General features: G+C 46.8%; 23 protein-coding genes. 5 read left to right on the plus strand and 18 right to left on the minus strand.

Features of this window, described 5'->3' with window-relative positions:
- Positions 1 to 3: 3 nt before the first annotated feature.
- The 3 genes from MJB10_RS20100 to MJB10_RS20110 form a co-directional block, all read right to left on the minus strand.
- On the minus strand, positions 4 to 687 hold the full coding sequence (locus MJB10_RS20100) for a hypothetical protein (protein WP_314797601.1): 684 nt from the start codon (positions 685 to 687) through the stop codon (positions 4 to 6).
- Positions 684 to 905 carry a hypothetical protein gene (locus MJB10_RS20105; protein ID WP_314797603.1) on the minus strand — a complete coding sequence of 74 codons (222 nt, stop codon included), beginning with the start codon at positions 903 to 905 and terminating at the stop codon, positions 684 to 686. Before MJB10_RS20105 ends, MJB10_RS20100 begins: the two co-directional genes overlap by 4 nt.
- A 112-nt stretch (positions 906 to 1,017) precedes the next feature.
- On the minus strand, positions 1,018 to 2,136 hold the full coding sequence (locus tag MJB10_RS20110; protein WP_314797605.1) for a C40 family peptidase: 1,119 nt from the start codon (positions 2,134 to 2,136) through the stop codon (positions 1,018 to 1,020).
- A 192-nt stretch (positions 2,137 to 2,328) separates the two neighbouring features.
- Between MJB10_RS20110 and MJB10_RS20115 the strand changes: the two genes are divergently transcribed.
- Positions 2,329 to 2,763, plus strand: a complete 435-nt coding sequence (locus MJB10_RS20115; RefSeq protein WP_314805769.1) for a PH domain-containing protein — start codon at positions 2,329 to 2,331, stop codon at positions 2,761 to 2,763.
- A 45-nt stretch (positions 2,764 to 2,808) separates the two neighbouring features.
- Here MJB10_RS20115 and sufB read toward each other — a convergent pair whose 3' ends face one another.
- The 7 genes from sufB to MJB10_RS20150 all read right to left on the minus strand — a co-directional run bounded on the left by sufB (position 2,809) and on the right by MJB10_RS20150 (position 9,169).
- Positions 2,809 to 4,206: a Fe-S cluster assembly protein SufB gene (gene sufB, locus MJB10_RS20120; RefSeq protein ID WP_314797607.1), complete on the minus strand. Its 1,398-nt coding sequence runs from the start codon at positions 4,204 to 4,206 to the stop codon at positions 2,809 to 2,811.
- A 63-nt stretch (positions 4,207 to 4,269) separates the two neighbouring features.
- Entirely contained in the window at positions 4,270 to 4,704 is a 435-nt protein-coding gene (gene sufU, locus MJB10_RS20125) for a Fe-S cluster assembly sulfur transfer protein SufU (RefSeq protein ID WP_314797609.1), read from the minus strand.
- Positions 4,691 to 5,917 carry a cysteine desulfurase gene (locus tag MJB10_RS20130; protein WP_314797610.1) on the minus strand — a complete coding sequence of 409 codons (1,227 nt, stop codon included), beginning with the start codon at positions 5,915 to 5,917 and terminating at the stop codon, positions 4,691 to 4,693. Before MJB10_RS20130 ends, sufU begins: the two co-directional genes overlap by 14 nt.
- On the minus strand, positions 5,914 to 7,209 hold the full coding sequence (gene sufD / locus MJB10_RS20135; RefSeq protein ID WP_314797612.1) for a Fe-S cluster assembly protein SufD: 1,296 nt from the start codon (positions 7,207 to 7,209) through the stop codon (positions 5,914 to 5,916). Before sufD ends, MJB10_RS20130 begins: the two co-directional genes overlap by 4 nt.
- A 52-nt stretch (positions 7,210 to 7,261) precedes the next feature.
- Positions 7,262 to 8,092 carry a Fe-S cluster assembly ATPase SufC gene (gene sufC / locus MJB10_RS20140; protein ID WP_314797614.1) on the minus strand — a complete coding sequence of 277 codons (831 nt, stop codon included), beginning with the start codon at positions 8,090 to 8,092 and terminating at the stop codon, positions 7,262 to 7,264.
- Between the two features lie 238 nt (positions 8,093 to 8,330).
- Positions 8,331 to 8,900: a DUF1802 family protein gene (locus MJB10_RS20145; RefSeq protein ID WP_314797616.1), complete on the minus strand. Its 570-nt coding sequence runs from the start codon at positions 8,898 to 8,900 to the stop codon at positions 8,331 to 8,333.
- A 110-nt stretch (positions 8,901 to 9,010) separates the two neighbouring features.
- Positions 9,011 to 9,169, minus strand: a complete 159-nt coding sequence (locus tag MJB10_RS20150; RefSeq protein ID WP_314797618.1) for a hypothetical protein — start codon at positions 9,167 to 9,169, stop codon at positions 9,011 to 9,013.
- A 246-nt stretch (positions 9,170 to 9,415) separates the two neighbouring features.
- Here MJB10_RS20150 and mtnK point away from each other — a divergent pair, with 246 nt between their 5' ends.
- A complete protein-coding gene (mtnK, locus tag MJB10_RS20155) occupies positions 9,416 to 10,636 on the plus strand; it encodes an S-methyl-5-thioribose kinase (RefSeq protein WP_314797619.1) in 1,221 nt (406 codons plus the stop codon).
- Complete coding sequence (mtnA, locus tag MJB10_RS20160; RefSeq protein ID WP_314797621.1) at positions 10,633 to 11,706, plus strand: S-methyl-5-thioribose-1-phosphate isomerase; 1,074 nt, start codon at positions 10,633 to 10,635, stop codon at positions 11,704 to 11,706. Before mtnK ends, mtnA begins: the two co-directional genes overlap by 4 nt.
- A 253-nt stretch (positions 11,707 to 11,959) precedes the next feature.
- On the opposite strand, the gene MJB10_RS20165 is transcribed toward mtnA, so the two are convergent.
- Both MJB10_RS20165 and MJB10_RS20170 read right to left on the minus strand, forming a co-directional pair.
- Complete coding sequence (locus MJB10_RS20165) at positions 11,960 to 12,910, minus strand: helix-turn-helix domain-containing protein (protein ID WP_314797623.1); 951 nt, start codon at positions 12,908 to 12,910, stop codon at positions 11,960 to 11,962.
- A gap of 35 nt (positions 12,911 to 12,945) precedes the next feature.
- Positions 12,946 to 13,962, minus strand: coding sequence for a Gfo/Idh/MocA family protein (locus MJB10_RS20170; RefSeq protein ID WP_314797626.1), 1,017 nt, complete (start codon positions 13,960 to 13,962; stop codon positions 12,946 to 12,948).
- 256 nt (positions 13,963 to 14,218) lie between these two features.
- On the opposite strand from MJB10_RS20170, the gene namA reads away from it, so the two are divergent.
- Positions 14,219 to 15,223 (plus strand): NADPH dehydrogenase NamA, encoded by a 1,005-nt coding sequence (gene namA / locus MJB10_RS20175; protein ID WP_314797628.1) that lies wholly within the window; start codon positions 14,219 to 14,221, stop codon positions 15,221 to 15,223.
- A gap of 55 nt (positions 15,224 to 15,278) precedes the next feature.
- Here namA and MJB10_RS20180 read toward each other — a convergent pair whose 3' ends face one another.
- From MJB10_RS20180 to MJB10_RS20205, 6 genes are all read right to left on the minus strand, one after another.
- Entirely contained in the window at positions 15,279 to 16,145 is an 867-nt protein-coding gene (locus MJB10_RS20180; RefSeq protein WP_314797630.1) for a M15 family metallopeptidase, read from the minus strand.
- Between the two features lie 162 nt (positions 16,146 to 16,307).
- Complete coding sequence (locus tag MJB10_RS20185; RefSeq protein ID WP_314797632.1) at positions 16,308 to 17,603, minus strand: homocysteine synthase; 1,296 nt, start codon at positions 17,601 to 17,603, stop codon at positions 16,308 to 16,310.
- 161 nt (positions 17,604 to 17,764) lie between these two features.
- Complete coding sequence (locus tag MJB10_RS20190) at positions 17,765 to 18,487, minus strand: amino acid ABC transporter ATP-binding protein (protein ID WP_314805772.1); 723 nt, start codon at positions 18,485 to 18,487, stop codon at positions 17,765 to 17,767.
- An 11-nt stretch (positions 18,488 to 18,498) separates the two neighbouring features.
- On the minus strand, positions 18,499 to 19,146 hold the full coding sequence (locus MJB10_RS20195; protein WP_314797634.1) for an amino acid ABC transporter permease: 648 nt from the start codon (positions 19,144 to 19,146) through the stop codon (positions 18,499 to 18,501).
- An 83-nt stretch (positions 19,147 to 19,229) separates the two neighbouring features.
- Complete coding sequence (locus MJB10_RS20200; RefSeq protein WP_397386547.1) at positions 19,230 to 20,018, minus strand: basic amino acid ABC transporter substrate-binding protein; 789 nt, start codon at positions 20,016 to 20,018, stop codon at positions 19,230 to 19,232.
- 217 nt (positions 20,019 to 20,235) lie between these two features.
- The gene (locus MJB10_RS20205) at positions 20,236 to 20,538 is read right to left on the minus strand and encodes a YunC family protein (protein WP_314797636.1); all 303 of its coding nucleotides are present in this window, start codon (positions 20,536 to 20,538) and stop codon (positions 20,236 to 20,238) included.
- A 181-nt stretch (positions 20,539 to 20,719) separates the two neighbouring features.
- Here MJB10_RS20205 and MJB10_RS20210 point away from each other — a divergent pair, with 181 nt between their 5' ends.
- Complete coding sequence (locus tag MJB10_RS20210; protein WP_314797638.1) at positions 20,720 to 21,247, plus strand: hypothetical protein; 528 nt, start codon at positions 20,720 to 20,722, stop codon at positions 21,245 to 21,247.
- Positions 21,248 to 21,249 lie beyond the last annotated feature (2 nt).

Consider the following 21,249-nt stretch of genomic DNA (forward strand, 5'->3'; position numbering starts at 1 on the left):
GCCTTAACCCCCAGAGCTTGAGCTGGATGATGAGCTGAAACCGCTTGATTTGCCGCCAATACTTCCTGTGCCCGTTGATGTCGACTTCGAGGAGCTCGATGAAGTTGAACTTCCACTTGAACCCGAATAACTGCTTACGGATCCTGTCGTTCCTGATTTCGAACTCGTGGTGGATTTATTCGATGTAAATGTTCCACTGCCGCTGGACGTCGTTGGTGTCTTCGTTGTGGAACGATTCGTGAATGAGCTTGGTTGATACGATTTATTCACGTATGGCGTATTAGAACGATAGTAATAAGAACGATGATTATTTCCCCAACTGCTTGAGGAATAAGGACTTACCGTATTGAAAATGAGATGATACAGCAGCAAGTCATCCCATCCAAAGCCGCCGCCTGAAACATTGTTCACAATAATCGGCGTTGTACTGCTTCCCGATCCTCCTGAGGTTGTTCCTGATGGTATTGGCGTAGGTGAAGGCGTTGCACCCTTATCTGAGGGTATGGGCAAATTCCAATCCACCTGTGGATCGAAGTACGCTTTCACTTCTTCGCTGGACCACTCCACCAATTTCGCGGATCCCGCATTGGGATTAGGCGATTCTGCGGCGCTTGCGGAGAGGAGCAGCAGTTGACTCATGAGAATGAAGCTCAGTGAAGCTGACAGAACTTTAAGCGGTCGTTTCACTGTTTGCTCCCTCCTCCTTCCGTACTTACAGCAACAAGCAGCAATTCAAATACATCGAGATCCAAGTTCAGTCGGCCCTCGATCATCTCATATTCCTTGCCTGCGACCAGAATAAAATTAGCTACATTCAGAGCTTGGATCAGCCCATCATCCCATGGCCGTTCGCCAATTTTGACCAACTGCCCGCTAACTAATTTCTCATAAAGTACAATTGTCATCTTTCCTTGCCTCCTTTACAAAAAACATACTACTATGTAAAACGCACCAACTATGTATTTGTTTCAAATTACTAAAAAATAAAAACCTATCCAGAGGATAGGCTCTCATTTATTAATAGACAAATCGCTTTGCTTTAATATACGTTTTCTTCCAGTAAGGCTTGTTGATGTTCGTAATTTGAACGCCGTTTTTAGGCTTTGGAGACGAATGAAGCATTTGCATGTTGCCGATATAAATACCGACATGACCTACGGTTTTATTCGTTTTGAAGCGTCCTGGGACATAGAAAAACATCAGATCGCCTTTACGTAACGATTTCCGAGAAACAAACGTACCTAATGCCGCTTGCTGACGAGAGATTCTCGGCAATTTGACTCCGTATTTCCCGAAAATATATTGCGTGAAAGAAGCGCAATCGAAACGTCCCGTCTGTGGATATGGCTTTGCTCCAAATAAATATTTTACACCTAAATATTGCTTACCTTTCCGAATCATCGCGTTAACATCAATGTTTTTTAGAACAGGGACGGCATCCTCTTGATCGAATTGAGACCACACCGGCCTATCCGTCAACGTCTGATCTGACATCATGGCTGGGTTGGCCGACGTGTCCTCTCCTCTGAATGGATCCGTTGGGTCTTCAGCGAAATCTAGTTCTGGAGCATTTCCGCTTGGACTTGTATCGTCCTCATTCTCGATCAATTCCATCGGCGTGCTATGAATGAGTACATCTTTAGAACGCACTTCAAAAGACATATCATCTTGGAATAAATCAGCTAGGTCAGTAACCGGCAAATACGCAATAGCCCCCTCTTTCACAATGGGCTGACTCAGAGTGATGTCTGTTCCATCTTTAACAGCTTTAGTGGAGTTTATGATTAACTCAAAATTCGCGTCATTTTCTCCAAGTATAAGCTTACGTCCCGAATCTTCCCATTCGGATTGATATTTCAATGTCTTGATCAAATCCTGAGCAGAAACATACTTCACACTGCCAAACGTTTTCATGGGCAGCGTAACATCATTCGTGCCAAGGGCAACGATCTCTTTCCCAGCCTGTGACAAACTTTTGGCAGTGGAATTACTCGAACCTGTTACCCCAGAAGTAACATTGGTCGGACTCGCTGAAGGTACAACGCGTGTGCCCGTATTATCCTTCCCGCAAGCCGTCGTAATCGCCATCATGACGACCATACTTCCTATTGCAGGTGCTTTTAACTTACTCCACATGAGTTTCTCTCTCCTTCAGGAACGCATTAGAATCCTTTATAGGGTGAGACAACTCCAAGTCAAATATGCATGCAGAGCCATTACGAATTTTTACCGAAAAGCCCTTTGATAATCAGTCTGAAGACTGAGTCAACTAGCAGGATTCACAGTCTAAATGTGGAATTACCACATATATATATTGGTTTGGGAGGAGTGATAAGCTTGGGTATTTTTAGTGGATTACTAGGCAATTTATCGGAAGTTTCCGTGGAGGAGCTTAGTGCTCAATACGGTTCTTATCTGATGTCGAATGAAACGATCACAACAGGCTTTAAGCTCGTAAGGGACACTTTCGTCGTCACAGATGAACGCATCATTATCATTGACCATCAAGGTGTAACTGGCAAAAAAACAAAGGTTTCCACTATTGACCTCGATTCTATTTATGAAGTGTCCATGGAAACAGGCGGTACAGGATTTGACGACAGCGAACTAACCATTCATTACATCACATCGCCCTATTACAGAGCCAATACTATTTCAACCGCGACGTATCGGTTTGAGTTTAAGAAGAAATTTAATATCCAATCGTTCTATGTAGCCTTGCAAACAGCCGCTACGCAGAATCGCAAACGAATTAACGGTTAAAAAAAGCGTGCCTGAGAGATCATCTCGGGCACGCTTTGCTATTTATTAACCGATGGACCCTTCCATCTCGAACTTGATGAGACGGTTCATTTCCACGGCATATTCCATTGGAAGTTCCTTGGTGAATGGTTCAATGAAGCCCATAACGATCATTTGCGTCGCTTCTGCTTCTGTTAGACCACGGCTCATGAGGTAGAACAATTGATCCTCAGAAACCTTGGAAACTGTCGCTTCATGCTCAAGCGTAATGTTGTCGTTCATGATTTCATTGTAAGGAATTGTATCGGATGTGGACTCGTTATCCAAAATTAGCGTATCGCATTTGATATTCGCTTTAGAGCCTTGGGAGTTACGCCCGAAGGAAGCCAAACCACGATATGTTACTTTACCACCATGCTTGGAAATCGATTTAGACACAATTGTTGACGTTGTATCAGGCGCCAAGTGCGTCATTTTCGCACCAGCATCTTGGTGCTGACCTTTACCCGCTACAGCGATGGAAAGTACCATCCCTTTAGCGCCGCGGCCTTTCAACACAACCGCTGGGTACTTCATCGTCAATTTGGAGCCGATGTTACCGTCAACCCACTCCATCGTAGCTCCTTCTTCTGCAACCGCACGTTTTGTAACGAGGTTGTAGATGTTAGGCGCCCAGTTCTGGATCGTTGTGTAACGAGCACGGGAGTTCTTCAGACATACGATCTCAACAACCGCACTGTGCAGGGAGTTCGTGCTGTAGATCGGAGCTGTACAGCCCTCTACGTAGTGCACAAAGCTATCTTCGTCGGTGATGATCAATGTACGCTCGAATTGACCCATGTTTTCGGAGTTAATACGGAAGTAAGCTTGCAACGGAATTTCACATTTCACGCCTTTTGGTACGTAGATGAAAGATCCACCTGACCAAACTGCGCTGTTCAATGCAGCGAACTTGTTATCGGAAGGAGGAATAATCGTTCCGAAATATTGTTTGAATAATTCTGGATACTCACGAAGAGCTGTATCTGTGTCAGTGAAGATAACACCTTGATCTTCAAGCTCTTTCTGCATGCTGTGGTAAACAACCTCAGATTCATACTGAGCAGATACACCTGCTAGGAACTTTTGCTCTGCTTCTGGGATACCCAGTTTGTCGAACGTTTCTTTGATTTCTGTAGGAACTTCTTCCCACGTTTTACCTTGCTTCTCGGATGGACGCACATAGTATTGGATATCATCGAAATCCAAGTCATCCATGTTCCCGCCCCAGCGCGGCATTGGCATTTTGAAGAATTGCTCAAGAGATTTCAAACGGAATTCCAGCATCCATTCTGGCTCGCCTTTAATTCTTGAGATTTCTTCAACGATTTCACGAGTTAAGCCTTTACCTGATTGGAAAATGGCCTTGTGCTCATCTCTAAAACCATATTTATAATCCTCGAGATCTGGCATTTGTTTTGCCATGGTTGATTCCTCCTTAATATGATGTTTACTTGCGTTTCGATTACCTATTCCATCGCGAATGCGTTAGTTATCGGTCTTATGCGTGTGCTCGATCCCTTTGCGAAGAGCGTTCCACGCTAGGGTCGCACACTTGATTCTAGCGGGAAACTTGTTCACGCCAGACAAAGCTTCAATGTCTTCATATTCGAATTCGACAGGGTCGCCTTTCATCAAGCCAGAGAAATCGTCGGCCATCTTCAGCGCTTCCTCGATCGTCTTCCCTTTGACCGCATCCGTCATCATGGAAGCAGAGGATAGAGAGATCGAGCAGCCTTCGCCTGTGAATTTCGCGTTCTTCACGATACCCTCTTCCACTTGCATTTGCAGTGAAATTTTATCCCCACAGGTCGGGTTGTTCAGATCAACGGTTACGGCCTCGCCTGACTCAAATTTCCCACGGTTGCGCGGTGTTTTATAGTGATCCATAATTACTCTACGGTATAAATCATCCAATTGCATGGCCGAAGTACTCCTTTGTTTTCTGTAAGGCCATCACAAGACGGTCTACATCTGCCTCTGTATTGTATAAATAAAAGCTTGCACGAGCTGTGCTGCTTACTTCTAGCCATCTCATGAGCGGCTGTGTACAGTGGTGCCCTGCACGGATCGCAACACCTTCTGCATCTAGAACGGTGGCAACATCATGCGGGTGTACGTCGCCAAGATTAAACGTAATCAATCCTGCACGATTCGTCAGCGGTCCGTAGACCGTCAAATCTTCAATACCCTTCATACGTTCCAAAGCATAATTCGTTAGTTCCAAATCATGTTTGAAAATCGCATCCATGCCAACTTCCTGCAAGAAGTCGATGGCAGCACCTAAACCAACAGCACCAGCGATCATCGGCGTACCGCCTTCAAACTTCCATGGCAGCTCCTTCCAAGTTGACTCGTAGAGATCGACATGGTCGATCATCTCGCCGCCAAACTCGACAGGCTCCATGTTATTAAGCAAAGCTTTCTTCCCATACAATGCCCCAATTCCAGTTGGTCCACACATTTTATGTCCAGACAGCGCATAGAAATCACAATCCAAATCTTGAACATCCACTGGCATGTGCGGCGTGCTTTGGGCACCGTCGACCATGATTTTCGCACCATGTTTATGGGCGATCTGTCCAATCTCTTTGATTGGATTAATGACACCGAGCACATTAGATACATAGACGATGGAGACGATCTTCGTACGATCCGTGATCGTTTTCTCAGCATCCTCAATCGTGATAGATCCATCCGGCTGCAACGGGATATATTTCAAAATGGCGCCTGTTTTCTTGGCAGCTTGCTGCCAAGGGATCAGGTTACTGTGATGCTCCATCGGGGTAAGGACGATTTCATCGCCCTCCTGAAGTACCGATTGTGCATAGCTCGCCGCCACAATATTGATTGCAGTAGTCGTGCCTCTTGTAAAAATAATCTCCTGCTCGCTCGCTGCGTTGATGAACTTCGCCACCTTGGCTCTTGCTCCTTCGTACGCATCTGTTGCTCGGGAACCTAGGGTATGAACCCCGCGATGAACGTTCGCATTATCCCACTCATAGTAATGCTTCAGTGCCTCGATCACCTGAATAGGCTTCTGGGAAGTAGCAGCACTATCCAAGTAAACCAGTGGATGACCGTTCACGTCTTGCTTCAGAATGGGAAAAAGTTCACGTATCTCGGCAGTTATCATTGTCCTAGCTTCCTCTCCACTAAGCTTTGCAGCTGTTCTTCAACGCTTTTCACTGGAATTTCGGAAACGACTGGCGCCAAGAATCCGTAAATAATTAAGCGTTGAGCTTCTTCCTTCGTAATTCCGCGAGACATCAAGTAGTGAACTTGCTCTGCATTCACCTGACCAACGCTCGCTGCATGGCCCGCTTTAACGTCATCTTCATCGATGAGAAGAATCGGATTCGCGTCGCCGCGCGCTTTCGGGCTAAGCATCAAGACTTTCTCGGTTTGTTGACCATTACAGCCCTGTGCACCCTTTTCAATCTTCGTGATCCCGTTAATGATCGCTGTCGCGCCATCACGCATAACCGCACGAGTAATCATATCACTCGTCGAAGCTTTGCCCCAATGAACGGCACGCGTCGTCAAGTTCAGCTTCTGCTCTTGCGTACCGACACAAATGACTTTCGCATCGGAATCAGAGCCTTTTCCTTTTAGAATAGATGTTGTATCGGACATGGAGTTTCCGTAGTTCAACTCACCGACAACCCAGCCAATTCGGGAATCGTCTTCCAGAATCGCACGGCGATAAGTCAAATCCGTCACGGATTCTTCCAAACTGTGAATGGATGAATAGTTCACGCGTGAACCAGGCTTCGCGAATACTTCCACGATTCCGTTCTGTACAAGCGCTGCGCCGTTAACCGCGGAGACGAAGTTGTCAACGTAAGTGACGGAGCTGAACTGCTCAGCAACAATCAAGACGTGCGGTGCGAAAGTCGCTTCAGCATCATCCGCAACGAACAAAGCCTGAAGCGGCGTGCTCACAACGACATTCTTCGGAACGTAAAGGAAGATACCGCCGTTCCACAATGCCGCATGCACCGCTGTCAGCTGATTCTCATCCGCTTTAACAGCCTGCATGAAGTAAGGCTTCACAAGATCACCATGCTCACGAACCGCTGTTTCGAGGTCAGTGAAAATAACGCCTTGCGCTTTCAATTCTTCGGAAACTTGGCTAAATACGATGCCCGAGTTGCGTTGCACGATCAAGTTATCAGAGCTCGTTAATCCTTGCGTTACGGAAGGTAATGCGTCTAAGGAACTCAACGCTGCTTGTTCTTTATGGGAACCGTAGGAGGAAACGCTCCAACGGTCGATTCTTGTTTTTTCTAGTATAGGTAATTCCAACGAATGGGCTAATGCTGCCCCTTCTGCACGAAGGGCTGTCATCCACTCTGGCTCTTGCTTGCTGCGGGAGAGCTCAGTAACAGCATTAGAATCGATGGAAAGTGTTGTTTTAGTGCTCATGATTTCCTCCATTTATAAGTATCTTTGACCCGAAGATCAAAGTCTCTCCGCTCTAGTACTTCGGCGCAGTCGTGTTCATTGGAATTTTGAATTCTTCCGTATCTTGACCAACAGTTTCATCCACGATGCCGAGTTCTTCTTTGATCCAGTCATAGCCTTCCGCTTCCAGACGCTCAGCAAGTTCAGGACCGCCTGATTTCACGATACGGCCTTGCATCATAACATGTACAAAATCTGGTTTAACGTAGTTAAGCAAACGTTGGTAATGCGTAATGATCAAGAATCCGCGCTCTTCGCTGCGCATTGCGTTTACACCTTCTGCAACGATACGTAAAGCATCGATATCCAAACCGGAGTCAATTTCATCAAGAATAACGAATTTAGGCTCTAGCAAAAGCATTTGAAGTATTTCATTACGTTTCTTCTCTCCGCCGGAGAAGCCTTCGTTCAAATAACGGTGCATGAACTCAGGGTTCATTTCAAGCTGCTTCATTTTCGCTTCCATTTGACGGATGAACTTGATCAAGGAGATCTCATTACCTTCGCCGCGGCGAACGTTCATCGCACTGCGCAAGAAATCAGCATTCGTTACGCCCGTGATTTCGCTTGGGTATTGCATAGCCAAGAACAGACCAGCGCGTGCTCTCTCGTCAACTGCCATCTCAAGAACGTCTTCACCGTCTAAAGTAACGGAACCCTCGGTAACTTCATATTTCGGGTGGCCCATCAACGCGGACGCCAACGTACTTTTCCCCGTACCGTTCGGCCCCATGATCGCGTGAATTTCGCCGCCTTTGATTTCAAGGCTAAGACCTTTCAAAATTTCCTTTCCTTCGACGTTCGCTCTTAGACCGTCTATTGTAAATGTTGATGAATTTGCCATTTTCTTTAAGCCTCCATAATGTTTGAATGTACTAGATAAATGATAACCCTTTATAGGGATCTTTGACGGAGTCAAAGTCTCACCTTATTAGGGATCTTTGACGGAGTCAAAGTCTCTCCTTTTTTAATTGATTATCATTGATTCTCATTAGAATAATTCTATTATAACTTACTGAAACAAATCAAGAAAGGGCAATCGGATGAAAAAGGAGACTGTTTTGTGAATTGCTACGTATTTTTTATGCCAAAGTACGTTTAATTTCAGCAATTCGCTCAGTGAATTCGTCCTCATTCAACACTGCTGCCATAGCGGACTCTTCAGGGACAGGAATTCCGAGCTCAATCCATGATTTGCAGCCAATATAGGCCTGTTCGATCGGAATTTGAATGGGTTCGTGCAGCGTGTACACCCTTAGAATCATAATATGCAGCGGGTTTTTACGTTTCCACTTCAAACGTTCTTCTGTGAAATTTTCCGTCCATATATGAAATGGAAATAAGTGATTGAGTTGTTCCTGGTCGCTTACTTCAATATCCTCCACGACTCTAGCGAAGGAACGGATTGTCACGTGCGTATCCTCAGCGCTCCAACCTTCTAACGTTTCATCAATCAGTCCGCTGAACGGCTCCTTTAACAACGCTTTTCTCTGGTGTTCATAGGTGGGATAGAGAAAAAAATCGTCCGAAACGACTTGAAAATCCCTTGTTTCTTCAATAATGCCTCCCTTGCGCATAATAAAAATTTGCGAGCCCGCTTCCAGTGCTTTAACAGCCGACGCCCATTCTTTCAAAGCCTTTGCATTCCCCATAGCATACAGCTCCTCGTTCTCCTCATTAATCCATCTATTATAAATAAACTTTCCTGCCAAAACAAATACAATATGGATTTATTAGGCCAAAAATAAAAAAAGAACAGCCTTTATTTCAAGGCCATTCCTTCCTGCATGCGGGCAAACTGTTCCTGATTCTGTTTCATTGGATTCGGATCTGTGACTGGATGAGGCGTTTCTGCTTGATAGGCTAGGCATAAGAAAGCGAAACATACGGCTATTGCAACGATCAGATCCCTCAGTCTCATTCGACACCATCCTCGGAAACCATTTTGTTTCTAGGATAACTGCGGATCATTTTCGCCGTATTTTACCAAAATAAAGATTGTGTAAATTTCGATTTAGCCCAATATTCCGCTGATTTTATGGAAAATATACGACATTTCTAAAAAGTGTATTTCATGCGCCATCAATTTGCCTTATACTAGGGAAAGACTATTAATACTCAGTAAATTAGTTGGAATTAATTCCAATCATCCATAGGAGGTTTAACCATGTCAACGTATCATCCTTTATCGGAAGCGCAGGCGATCGAATACGCACGCCGTATCCCGCAATTATTTCAACCAGGTGCAGAGCTGGCTAGCCAGGAAATTGGCGATGGCAATTTAAACCTTGTATTTCGTATAACGGAAGCGGCTACTGGAAAAAGTATTATTTTAAAACAGGCATTACCTTATGCCAAAGTTGTTGGAGAGTCCTGGCCGCTTACGCTGGACCGCGCTCGTATTGAGAGCGAAGCTTTGATCATTGAAGAAGGGCTCGTTCCTGACCTAGTTCCGCATGTATATGCTTATGATGCTGAACTGGCGCTTACGGTGATGGAAGATCTCAGCGATCATGTCATCATGCGCAGAGGGTTGATCGAGGGCAATCAGTACCCGCTTTTTGCTGAGCATATTGGGCGTTTCTTAGCTCATACACTCTTTTTCACTTCGGATCTAGGCAAAAATCAACAAGAAAAGAAGCTCCAGCTTGGACGTTTCATTAATCCAGAGCTGTGCAAAATTACCGAAGATCTGATCTTCGATGATCCTTATCGTGATGCGGAAACGAACAATTTCGAAGCTGCCATTCGTGATGCTGTCGAGGGGCTTTGGGCAGATGAAGAACTTCACTTGGAAGTCGCTATTCTCCGCAACAAATTCCTGACTGGGGCGCAAGCTTTGCTGCACGGGGATTTGCATACTGGCAGTATTTTTATTAAGCCAGATTCCACGAAAGTGATTGATCCCGAGTTTGCATTTTATGGGCCTATGGGCTTTGATATCGGCGCCGTTTTGGCGAATCTGCTGCTTAACTTCGCTGCACAAGAAGGATGGAGCAAAGACGAGGCAAGCCGTGCAGCTTATCGCGCTTATTTGACTCAAACCGTGAAGGATGTATGGACGCATTTCGAACAAAACTTCCGCGCGTTATGGAAAGAACACGGGGTTGACCGCGTATTCGCGACGCCAGGCTACCAAGACTACTTCGTAGCAAGCTTGCTGCGTGACACCGTCGGCTTCGCTGGCGCCAAAATGGTTCGCCGCGTTGTCGGTCTTGCCCATGTCGCAGATATCGATAAAATCGGGGATGCTGCCGCTAGAGAGCGCGCACAGCGTCTGGCGCTAACGATCGGTACCGCTGCAATTCGTGCCAATCGTCAAGTAACGTCGATTGATGAACTTATTCACATCGCAACACGAGCAACAGAAAGAGGTTTTGTACTATGACAACAACGACAAACAACGTAGACATGCAAAGCGCTTTGCAATCCTTGCGCTGGAATGGGCAGGAGCTTGATCTGCTTGATCAACGATTGCTGCCAGAGGAGATCGTATATTTACCGCTGGAGACACCCGTTGAGGTGTGGGAAGCGATTCGGCACTTGAAAGTTCGCGGCGCACCTGCGATCGGGATCGCCGCTGCGTATGGGGTTTACCTGGGCATCCGCGGCGTGGATGCTACAGTTGAGGAGCTTCTGGCGGAAGTCCAGAAGCAGGCGGATTATCTGGCGACGTCGCGTCCGACGGCGGTGAATTTGTTCTGGGCGCTCGATCGCATGCGCGCGAGAGCCGAGGCCTTGGCAGCCGAGGGCGTGAGCCCAGCTGCGTTCAAGGCTGCGCTTCTGCAGGAAGCGCAAGGGATTCAGGCGGAGGACGAAGACACCAACCGCCGTATTGGCGAACATGCGCTCACGCTGTTCGAGGATGGGTTCGGCGTGCTGACCCACTGCAACGCCGGCGGTTTGGCAACCGCCAAGTACGGCACGGCGTTAGCGCCGTTCTACTTGGCGAAGGAGCAAGGGCTGAACATCAAAGTGTTCGCCGATGAAACGAGACCCGTGCTGCAAGGCGCGCGACTAACTGCTTTTGAACTGCAGCAGGCTGGCGTGGACGTCACGCTGATCTGTGACAACATGGCCGGCGCGGTCATGGCGAAGGGTTGGATCCAAGCGGTCATCGTCGGAACGGACCGCGTTGCGGCGAACGGCGATGTGGCGAACAAAATCGGCACATACAGTGTAGCTGTACTAGCTAAGGCGCACGGTATTCCGTTCTACGTGGCGAGTCCGATGTCCACGATTGATTTGAATACGCCGACAGGCGGCGATATTCCGATCGAGGAGCGCCACGAGGACGAGATCACGCAAGGCTTCGGCAAGCGCACAGCGCCAGCAGGCGTGAAGGTGTTCAATCCAGCGTTCGATGTGACGCCGAACGAGTATGTCACCGCGATTATTACGGAAAAAGGGATTGTGCAGGCGCCTTATACCGAGAATTTACGTAAGCTTTTTGAATAAATGGGTTAGGGGATCCTAGGATCCCCTTTTTTAAATGGAAATGTACAGTTAATCTCCGTGATCTGATTGATTTTTTTATTTTAGACCAGAAATAACTGTAGTTTTCCACTTAGATCGCTTTGTATGGAGAATAACCCTCGTAATAACTGGATTTATCCAGTTAGCTTGCTGAACGGACCGGCGGGGGCTCGGTTGGGGAAAGTTAAAAAGAGCTGTCCGAAAGTAGAAATTCTACTTCCGAACAGCTCTTTGTTTATTGGTGCTGGAGCACCCTGCCCTCGCGGTAAGCGTTAGGGGTTGTGCCGTGTGCTTTTTTGAATACATAGTGCAAATAATTGCTGGACGTAAACCCGCTTCGTTCGGCGATTTTCTCCAAGGTGAGCGTCGTCTGTTTTAGCTCGCTGCATACAAACTTGAGACGAACTTGTTCCAGGTAGTCGCTGAACGAGACGTTGGCCTGCTCTTTGAATATGCGCTGCAGCTGCCTCGAGCTAATCTGGATACGCTCCGCGACGCCCTCTAGCGTGAGGGGACGGCGGAAATTATCCGCGATGAATTGAATCGCCAGCTGATAGCGATAGCTTTTCATATCACGCGCGGGCAAATGGACTCCCTGCTGATCAGGGCGATACGCGCTCACTGTGCGCAGCAGCATTTGGACGATGGATTGTTTGATCGTTGTGTATTGACCCAGTTGATTGTTCCGCCACGCTTCATAAGCGACCAGAAAACATTTCATCGCGTCATGCCGATCTACCGCTGGAATATGCGGCAAACCGTCCAATTGTCCGAGGCACGCTTCGGCCTCTGCGATTTCCGCTTGCTCCCCCCAACTACAGGTCATAGGGGTAGTTGACGACTCTTGGGCTAGTTTCACGATATCGACATGTAAACAAAGCTCGCCCATCGCTTCCTGCTCGTCGGCTTCTTGGCGATGAATCACACCTGGCGCGGTGACATAAAGCAGCCCTTCATGCAGCGGATGTGTGATCCCGTCCAGAATGACTCTCCCTTTGCCATAAGGGATATAATGTATTTCATACTCGGAATGCTGATGATAATCAATGACAGCTCCTGCGGGAAAGGAAGTCAGGTGACAGCGCAATACTCGAAGTCCATATGCCCCCCAACGAAAGCTTATATCTAGGCGATCTAAGGCCATCGGATTTTCCAGCATCGGTTCGAAGTAAAAGGGTTGACTCATAGGGCTGAACACCGCTTCCTTTCCAGCAAGATGACTTAGTTGGCTAAGGAATCCAATCGAACTTGAGCTTTGCTGGCAACCGATCGATTCGATGCTTCCATTAACTTCGTTAAGTCTACTGCTAGTTGAATATTTTCAGTCGCTTTCGTTCCATTCTGAATGTGGGATACCCATTGTTGGAAGGCTGTCGGCCTTGCCTCAGGCAGGGATGCGTAAGGGATCCATTGGCCTGAGGCCCCTTCCTCTTTATTCGTTCTAAACAAAACGCGGCCATCATGATCGGAGAATAGGACACTCCCTGCAGTGCCATGAACTTCAATCACGAAAGGCGAGAATGCATTCACGAAGCCCGCTTCTACAATGCCAAGCGCTCCGTTCTCATATTGAAGCAAGGAAACAGCATTATCTTCGACTTCTCTGCCCGTTACATACCCGTACGAAGCGCTTACAGCAACTGGTAAACCAAGCAGTAGACGATTCAGATACATCGGGTGACAACCCAGGTCAATCAGCGCACCGCCGCCGCATTGTTCTGCATTGTAGAAATGCTGCGGCAACCATCCATTCGGATTCGCTGTCGTAGAGATACCGCCATTATGGGAAAGCCGCGTACGTACAAGGGTAACTTGCCCTAACAGCTCTTTCTCAACAATTTCTTGAATCGCTAGTGTAGATGGGGAGTTTAATCTAGGTAAAGAAACCGTCAACGTGACGCCAGCTTCCTCGACGGCAGCCAGGATCTCGTTCACTTCACGAAGTGTAGGCGCAATGACTTTCTCTGTAAAAATATGTTTACCTGCTTGCGCAGCAGCGACCATTACATCTCGATGCATATTAGTCGGTGTATCAACGACAACCGCTTCAATGTCTGGATTTGCCAAAAGCTCATCTAAGCTGGAGTAGAACGTTACGCCGCGTTTCTCGGCTTCTTCCTGCCCTCGTTCAGCAATCTCGTCCCAGATCGCAACAATCTCCGTATCTGGATGCTCGTTTACCTCTTTCGCATAATCCTTTGCATGTACGTGCCAAAAACTTAGCATAGCTACTTTCATCGTAAATGACCTCCAAATAAGTGACTTGGCTTCATTGTAACATGGCATTGGAGGCTATTAAATTTCGAATTAGCGACACATGGAGGTGCAAAATTACGACATCAACGAATAGATTCTCCTATTCAAACATTAAGATGGATAGACGGGTTCGTCAAGTATTTTCAACGAGTACGCATCTAAAGTTGTTAATTCCAATACGAATAGTATACAATTGAATAATTATTATTAATTTTTCCGCGTAAGGAGCTGATCTCTGATGTTATTTACACCCTACACGCTAGCTGGCCTAACCCTCAAAAATCGCATCGTCATGTCGCCCATGTGCATGTATGCTTCTGACGATTCAGGTGAAATCAAAGACTGGCATCACGTTCACTACGCGACCCGGGCTGTTGGCCAAGTAGGGCTAATTATACTAGAAGCAACAGCAGTCACGGCGCGAGGACGTATCTCTGCACGCGATCTTGGCATCTGGGACGATACACATATCGAAGGTTTGAAACGTGTTGTGGACTCTCTTCATGGTCACGGTGCACATGCGGGCATTCAGTTGGCCCATGCAGGCAGAAAATCTGTGCTCGACACACCGAGCATCGCACCATCCCCTATCCCCTTCTCTGATTCGTTCAAAACGCCAGAGGAAGCTACGCTTACGGATATACAAGACACGATTCAGGCCTTCGCCGATGCAACGGAGCGCGCAAAGAGAGCCGGATTCGATGTCATTGAAATTCATGCGGCGCACGGCTACCTCATTAATGAGTTCCTATCGCCACTCTCCAATCATCGCCAAGATGCGTACGGCGGTGACCAAGAGGGACGTTTCCGTTTCTTGCGAGAAACGGTTGAAGCGATTCAAACAAGGTGGCAGGGTCCATTGTTTGTTCGTATTTCGGCCCATGAGTATGCGGAAGGTGGTCTTACACCCGAGGATCATGTCTACATCGCCACGAAACTGAAGGAACTCGGTGTTCATCTAATAGACGTCAGCTCTGGCGGCAATGCGCCGATTGTGCCCACTACGTTCCCAGGCTATCAGGTGCCGTTCGCTGAAGAAATTCGCACGAAAGCGCATATTCCCGTCGGGGCGGTTGGACTCATCACAGAACCGCAGCAAGCCGAAGAGATCCTTCAGAGCGACCGTGCGGATCTCATTTTCTTGGGCAGGGTCCTGCTGCGGGACCCCTATTGGGCTAGAACAGCCGCTCGCGACTTACGTGTTGAGCTTGCGCCACCCCAGCCTTATCAACGAGGCTGGTGAACGAAATACCCGCACAAAGGCTACATCGTGTGTAGTCCTTGTGGGGGTATTTGCATTACTTCGCGACTGGAACCGTCTGGTAATACTCTTCCAGCGTTAAGTTCTTCGATTGGATTTCTTTCGCCACATCGAGGCCTACATATCGCAAATGCCACGGCTCATATTGATAGCCTGTAATCGCTGCTTTCCCTTGTGGGTAGCGAACAATAAAACCGTACTCTGCCGCGTGTTTCTCTAACCATAAGGCTTCCTTCGTTCCTCCGAAGCAATCCTCTGCCGCACACTTGCCGTTACTTCCTGTTACGTCGATCGCAAGACCTGTTTCATGTTCGCTGGTTCCTGGAACTGCGCTGTACGTTTTGGCTTTCTCTTCGCCGTCCTTCTTCACATAGCTTTGGAAGACAGCTTTCTGTGTAGCATACGAACGATAAGCTGAAACTCCTGCTAATTGAATGCCATCTTTCGATGCACCAGCGAAAAGCTTTTCAATCGCGGTGGCCGCGACTTGGCGCATTTTACGCTTTTCAATTTTTTCTGTAAAGGTGAAGGCAATATTGGGATAGACAAGATCCGTCGGCTCATAGCTCGATGGCAATGAGTTCATCTTATTCACAAGCACGGTAATACTTTCCGGCTTGGCAACCACCTGAATGGCGCCATTTTTAGCTGGCGTCGTGCTTGCCGCAGGAGAAGCTGATGGGCTAGCTGAAGGCTTCGATGTCACCGCAGCTGGAGTCGTTGGCGTTGCCTCTGGCGTAATGCCTCCGTTTACAATCGGTGAGGGTGATGCAGTAACCGTCGCGGTTGGTGAAGGTGAGTTGCTAGGCGTCACTTCACTCTTATTTCCGCAACCAGCCACAAGGAATAACGCCATGAGGATGGCGATGGATACGTACGATTTGGCTTTCATTTGGACTTTCATTTCTAGTCGTCATGCCTCCTTGATGTGTAAAAGCGTTTAACAATACTATAGACTGTGATCTCCATGAAAAAGTTTCAACCAAAAAAGGCTGCATTAGGTTGAGCTCCTAAATCGCAGCCTTCTCATATTTTATTCGGTACACGTCATGCTTTCAAGTTTCGTTTACTTCTGACTCGCCGCAATCGCTTGCTCCAAATCATAAATAATATCTTCAATCGCTTCAGTTCCAACCGATAATCGAATAAGACCAGGAGTCACACCCGCTGAAGCTTGCTCTGCTTCATTCAATTGCGAATGTGTCGTACTTGCAGGATGAATAATTAACGATTTGGAATCGCCCACATTCGCCAAATGGGAGAAGAGCTCGACGGCATGAATCAGTTTCTTACCAGCATCTACGCCGCCTTTAATGCCGAAGCTCAAAATCGCGCCTTGACCTTTTGGCAAGTATTTCTGAGCTAGTGCATAGGAAGGGTGACTTTCTAGACCCGCATAGCTAACCCATTCTACGGACGGGTGAGATTCGAGATATTTGGCCACCTGTAAGGCGTTTGAGCTATGACGCTCCAGACGCAGGTGCAGTGTTTCTAACCCTTGTAGTAAAAGGAAAGAGCTGTTCGGGGATAGAGATGCCCCCAAATCTCGCAATAATTGCACACGTGCTTTAATAATATAAGCAATAGGACCAACGGCTTGCGTGTATTTAAATCCGTTATAGCTCGGGTCTGGCTCTGTCAAACCAGGAAACTTGCCGCTTGCTGCCCAGTCGAACTTCCCGCCATCTACGATGACACCGCCAATCGTCGTACCATGTCCGCCGATAAACTTGGTTGCCGAGTGAACAACAATATCAGCCCCATGCTCAATCGGTCTCAGCAAATAAGGACTCGGGAACGTATTATCAACAATTAGCGGAATGCCATGCTCATGAGCAATCGCCGCGACAGCCTCGATGTCCAGGACATCGCCTTTAGGATTTCCGATGGATTCGGCATAGATCGCTTTCGTTTTCTCCGTAATCGCACCACGGAAGTTGTCAGGGTTGCTCGCATCAACGAATTTCACGGAGATCCCCAGCTTGGGCAATGTATTCGCAAATAAGTTATAAGTTCCACCGTACAAGGCGGATGCGGAAACGATCTCGTCACCAACCTCGGCAATGTTCAAAATAGAGAAAGTAATCGCGGCTTGCCCCGATGCTACGGCTAGTGCAGCTGGCGCTCCTTCCAATGCTGCAATGCGCTGCTCGAAGACATCTGTCGTCGGGTTCATAATCCGGGTATAAATGTTGCCAAATTCCTTGAGTGCAAATAAGTTAGCCGCATGATCAGTATCGTTAAACACGTAAGACGTTGTTTGGTAAATAGGGACTGCCCGCGATTTGGTCGTAGGATCAACCTGTTGACCTGCATGAATCGCTAATGTTTCCGGTAAGTGCTTGCGTTTAAAATCGGACATGAGCCTGCCTCCTAGGATATTTTATAATTCCAATTGGAATAGTATGATATAAGTTTAATGGTAAATTATGTATGAAGTCAATACCTGATTTTTTTCCAGGACGAATTATTCATAGAAAAAAGAAAAGAGAGCCGCATCAAGCGACTCTCTTCTTGTATTCCTTATAATACCTTTGACAAGAACGACTTCGTGCGTTCCTGGGTTGGATGCTCAAAAATCTGCCCAGGCGTACCCTCTTCCACAATGACACCCTGCTCCATGAACATGACGCGATCGCCGACTTCACGAGCAAAGCCCATCTCATGCGTCACCACGACCATCGTCATGCCCTCTTTGGCCAATTGCTTCATAACCGCAAGTACCTCACCGACCATTTCAGGGTCAAGCGCAGACGTCGGCTCGTCGAACAGCATAATCTTCGGCTCCATGGCTAAAGCGCGAGCAATCGCAACACGCTGCGCCTGACCGCCAGATAAGGAGTCTGGCAGCGCATTGGCTTTATCCGCAAGGCCTACTTTGGCAAGAAGCTCCAGCGCTTTCTTTCGCGCCTTCTCTTCAGGCCATTTCCGTACTTGCATCGGAGCCAGCATAATATTATCGATGACTTTCATATGCGGAAATAAGTGAAACCGCTGGAACACCATACCCAAATCCATGCGAATCTCATTAATTTTGTTCGTCGGATCCATGAGGTTGCGACCTTCAATCTTAATCGAACCGCCATTAGGCTCCTCTAACAGGTTCAAACAACGAAGAAATGTAGATTTCCCTGAGCCGGATGGCCCAATCACAACTAGCACTTCTTGATGCTGAATATCCGTGCTTATGTCACGAAGAACGACGTTATCACCAAAGGCTTTTTTCAAATTTCTAACTTCAATCATAGCCGTCATCGTTATACTCTCCTTTCGATATAGCCAAGCAGCTTGCTAAGAGAGTAGGTAAGAATGAAATAGATGAAGGCAGCTGTCAAATACGGCTCCCACACTTTAAAATATTGGCTGCGCATCGCATTGGACCAATACATCAATTCTGGAGCGGCAATGATGGCGAATAGCGAAGAATCCTTGATAAGTACAATGAATTCGTTGCCGAATGGCGGAATCATGCGTTTAATCGCTTGCGGCAAAATAACGGATTTCATCGTTTGGAAATGCGTCATGCCTAAGGAGTGCGCGGCTTCGGTTTGACCTTTATCAATGGACTGAATACCGGCACGGAAAATCTCGGCCATATAACCTGCCGAATTTAAGGATAGAGCTACAATTGACGCTACAATTGCGTTTGTTGAACCTAAGAATAAGGGCACGACACCGAAGTGAACGAGCAATATTTGAACGAGCAACGGTGTGCCGCGGAAAAAGTTAACGTACATACTCGTGGGCCATCTTAAGTAGCCGCGGTGCGACATCTTGCCTAAACCAACGGCAAGACCCAGAACAGAACCGAAACAAATCGATAGAATCGAGATGCCGATCGTCCAAGCCGTTCCCTTCATCAGTAAAGGCAAATAATCAAATATAATATCCCAGCGAAAATCCATTCCGCACGTCCTTTCTTCTTTCTATTGTGTTGCTCACAGAACAAAAGCATGCGCAGGGGTAAATCACGCATGCTTTTGAACGTTTATTTTTGTTCGAGCAATTTTTTCGTATCAGGTTCTTGACCGAACCATTTTTTGTATACTTTCGCGTAGGCGCCGTTTTCAATCACTTTTTTGATTGCAGGATCAAGCTTCGCTTTAAGGTCACTGCCTTTAGGAAGCAGGATACCGTAGTACTCTGACTCAAAATTCGTTGGGTCAGCGATCGAAACGAATTTTTTGTTTGGATTATTTTTAACGTATTCGCGAACGATAGCAATATCAGCGACTACCGCGTCAACGCCGTTGTTCTCAAGTTCTAAAAGTGCTAGTGTGTTGTTATCCATACGTTTCAACGATTTGTTGTCAGCGCCCATAATTTTCGTCATCAACGTGTCTGCTGTTGTTGATATTTGAACGGCAACTTTCTTCGTTTTCAAATCCATTGCATTTTTGATCGGGCTGCCTTCTTTAACAAGAATCATGTTCGTGGATTCAAAATATGGGGAAGAATAGTCATATGTTTGTTTACGCTCATCAGTAATGGAAACACTGGAAATGCCCGCTTGATATTCTTTCCCTTGTTGAACACTTGTCAGCATCGTATCCCAGCCTGTGTTTGTTACATTGTAAGAAAGACCCGCTTCTTTCATTACTTCTGCAAGGAAGTCGATATCAAAACCTGTCACCTTGTCTTTATCCATATATTCCATCGGTGCATAAGCTGCATCTGTTGCAAATTTAACTTTGGAACCACCGCTGTCTTTGGAACCACAACCTGCCATTGTAAAAACTAAAGCTGCTGCTACAACAGAAATCATTAATTTTTTCATTTCATTTCCCCCGTTCTATGTAATGGACGACTCATATATTAACACTTGGTCAATAAAATGACAACCGTCACTTTCATAATTATCCTAGGAAATTGGAGGAAATGTGTATTTTTTATTTATATGCACAACATTGTTAGCGCAACTTGTTCCTAAAGACAACGAAAAAACGCTCAGGTCCTTGAGACCCAAGCGTTTTAAGCTTATGCTGTATGCTTTGTCACATCATCTTCAATATCGCGTCGCGGCCTGTCATGCCAGCCACAATACCGAGATCTTCCGCTGTATACGTAACTGATTCAAGCGGTGCTTCCAGCAGTTCTTCAATCGTACGAACTCCTGTCGCTCGCGCCGCCACGATATTCCGGTCGCTTAAACGTTCATTGAGCAGCGCCACATCGAGGGCACCGCACATAATATAGCCTTTATCCGTCGTCACCACAAGCAAGGTCGTTTTCGGCAATTTGACCTCTATCGCGATTGCTGTATGTCCTTCAAGAAGAATGGGTTCTACGCGCATCATGCTCTGCACAGCTCCTCTTCGCAGTCTTACGGTAGTATATGCGCCCGCGGCTAGTACGGTGTGAAAACGTTGTAAAGTTTCTGTGTAATTTTCCAGTTTGTTGTGAAAAGGACGCTACTTTTGGTTATGATATCGTGATATATTTAAGTTATGAGCAATTTTTGTGCTGTAAGGAGGCCATATGAGTCAGCGGAATTCAAATCAGAGTCCTAAGAATGGACATTTATTCACCGTAGAGATCTTAATTGAAGAGGCAACCAATGGCCTTGCTATGGAGAAGCTCCTCCATCTCCTGAACGTAGATACCGTAAGAGATTATCAAATTCTTAAAGGCATGGGGCTTGGACAGCTTATTGAGCTGAACAAGCAACCTGAGCGCCCAACTTCCATACATACAGATAAATCTGGCACTAAGGCGGCTGAAGCAAGTCCTGCACCGAGCAAACCTGCAGCCTCCAACGCAAGTGCCAAAAAATCGAGCGTGACGGAAACCAACAATAAGATTGTGGAGCAGCTAGAAAGCTTCAAGAGCAATAACACCTTGATTCGGCTGACGGTGATCAAAGCACAAGGCATCAAATTAAGCCTGCCTTGCCGCATCTTGAATTTCGATACGAGTTCTCAAAATGTCACCGTCTACCATGTAGACGAGAAGAAAGTGTATTTATTTAAACTAAACGAGATCGAGGATTTCGTTGCTACGGATTGAAA

The sequence above is a fragment of the Paenibacillus sp. MBLB1832 genome (genome assembly GCF_032271945.1).
Lineage (GTDB): Bacteria > Bacillota > Bacilli > Paenibacillales > NBRC-103111 > Paenibacillus_E > Paenibacillus_E roseopurpureus.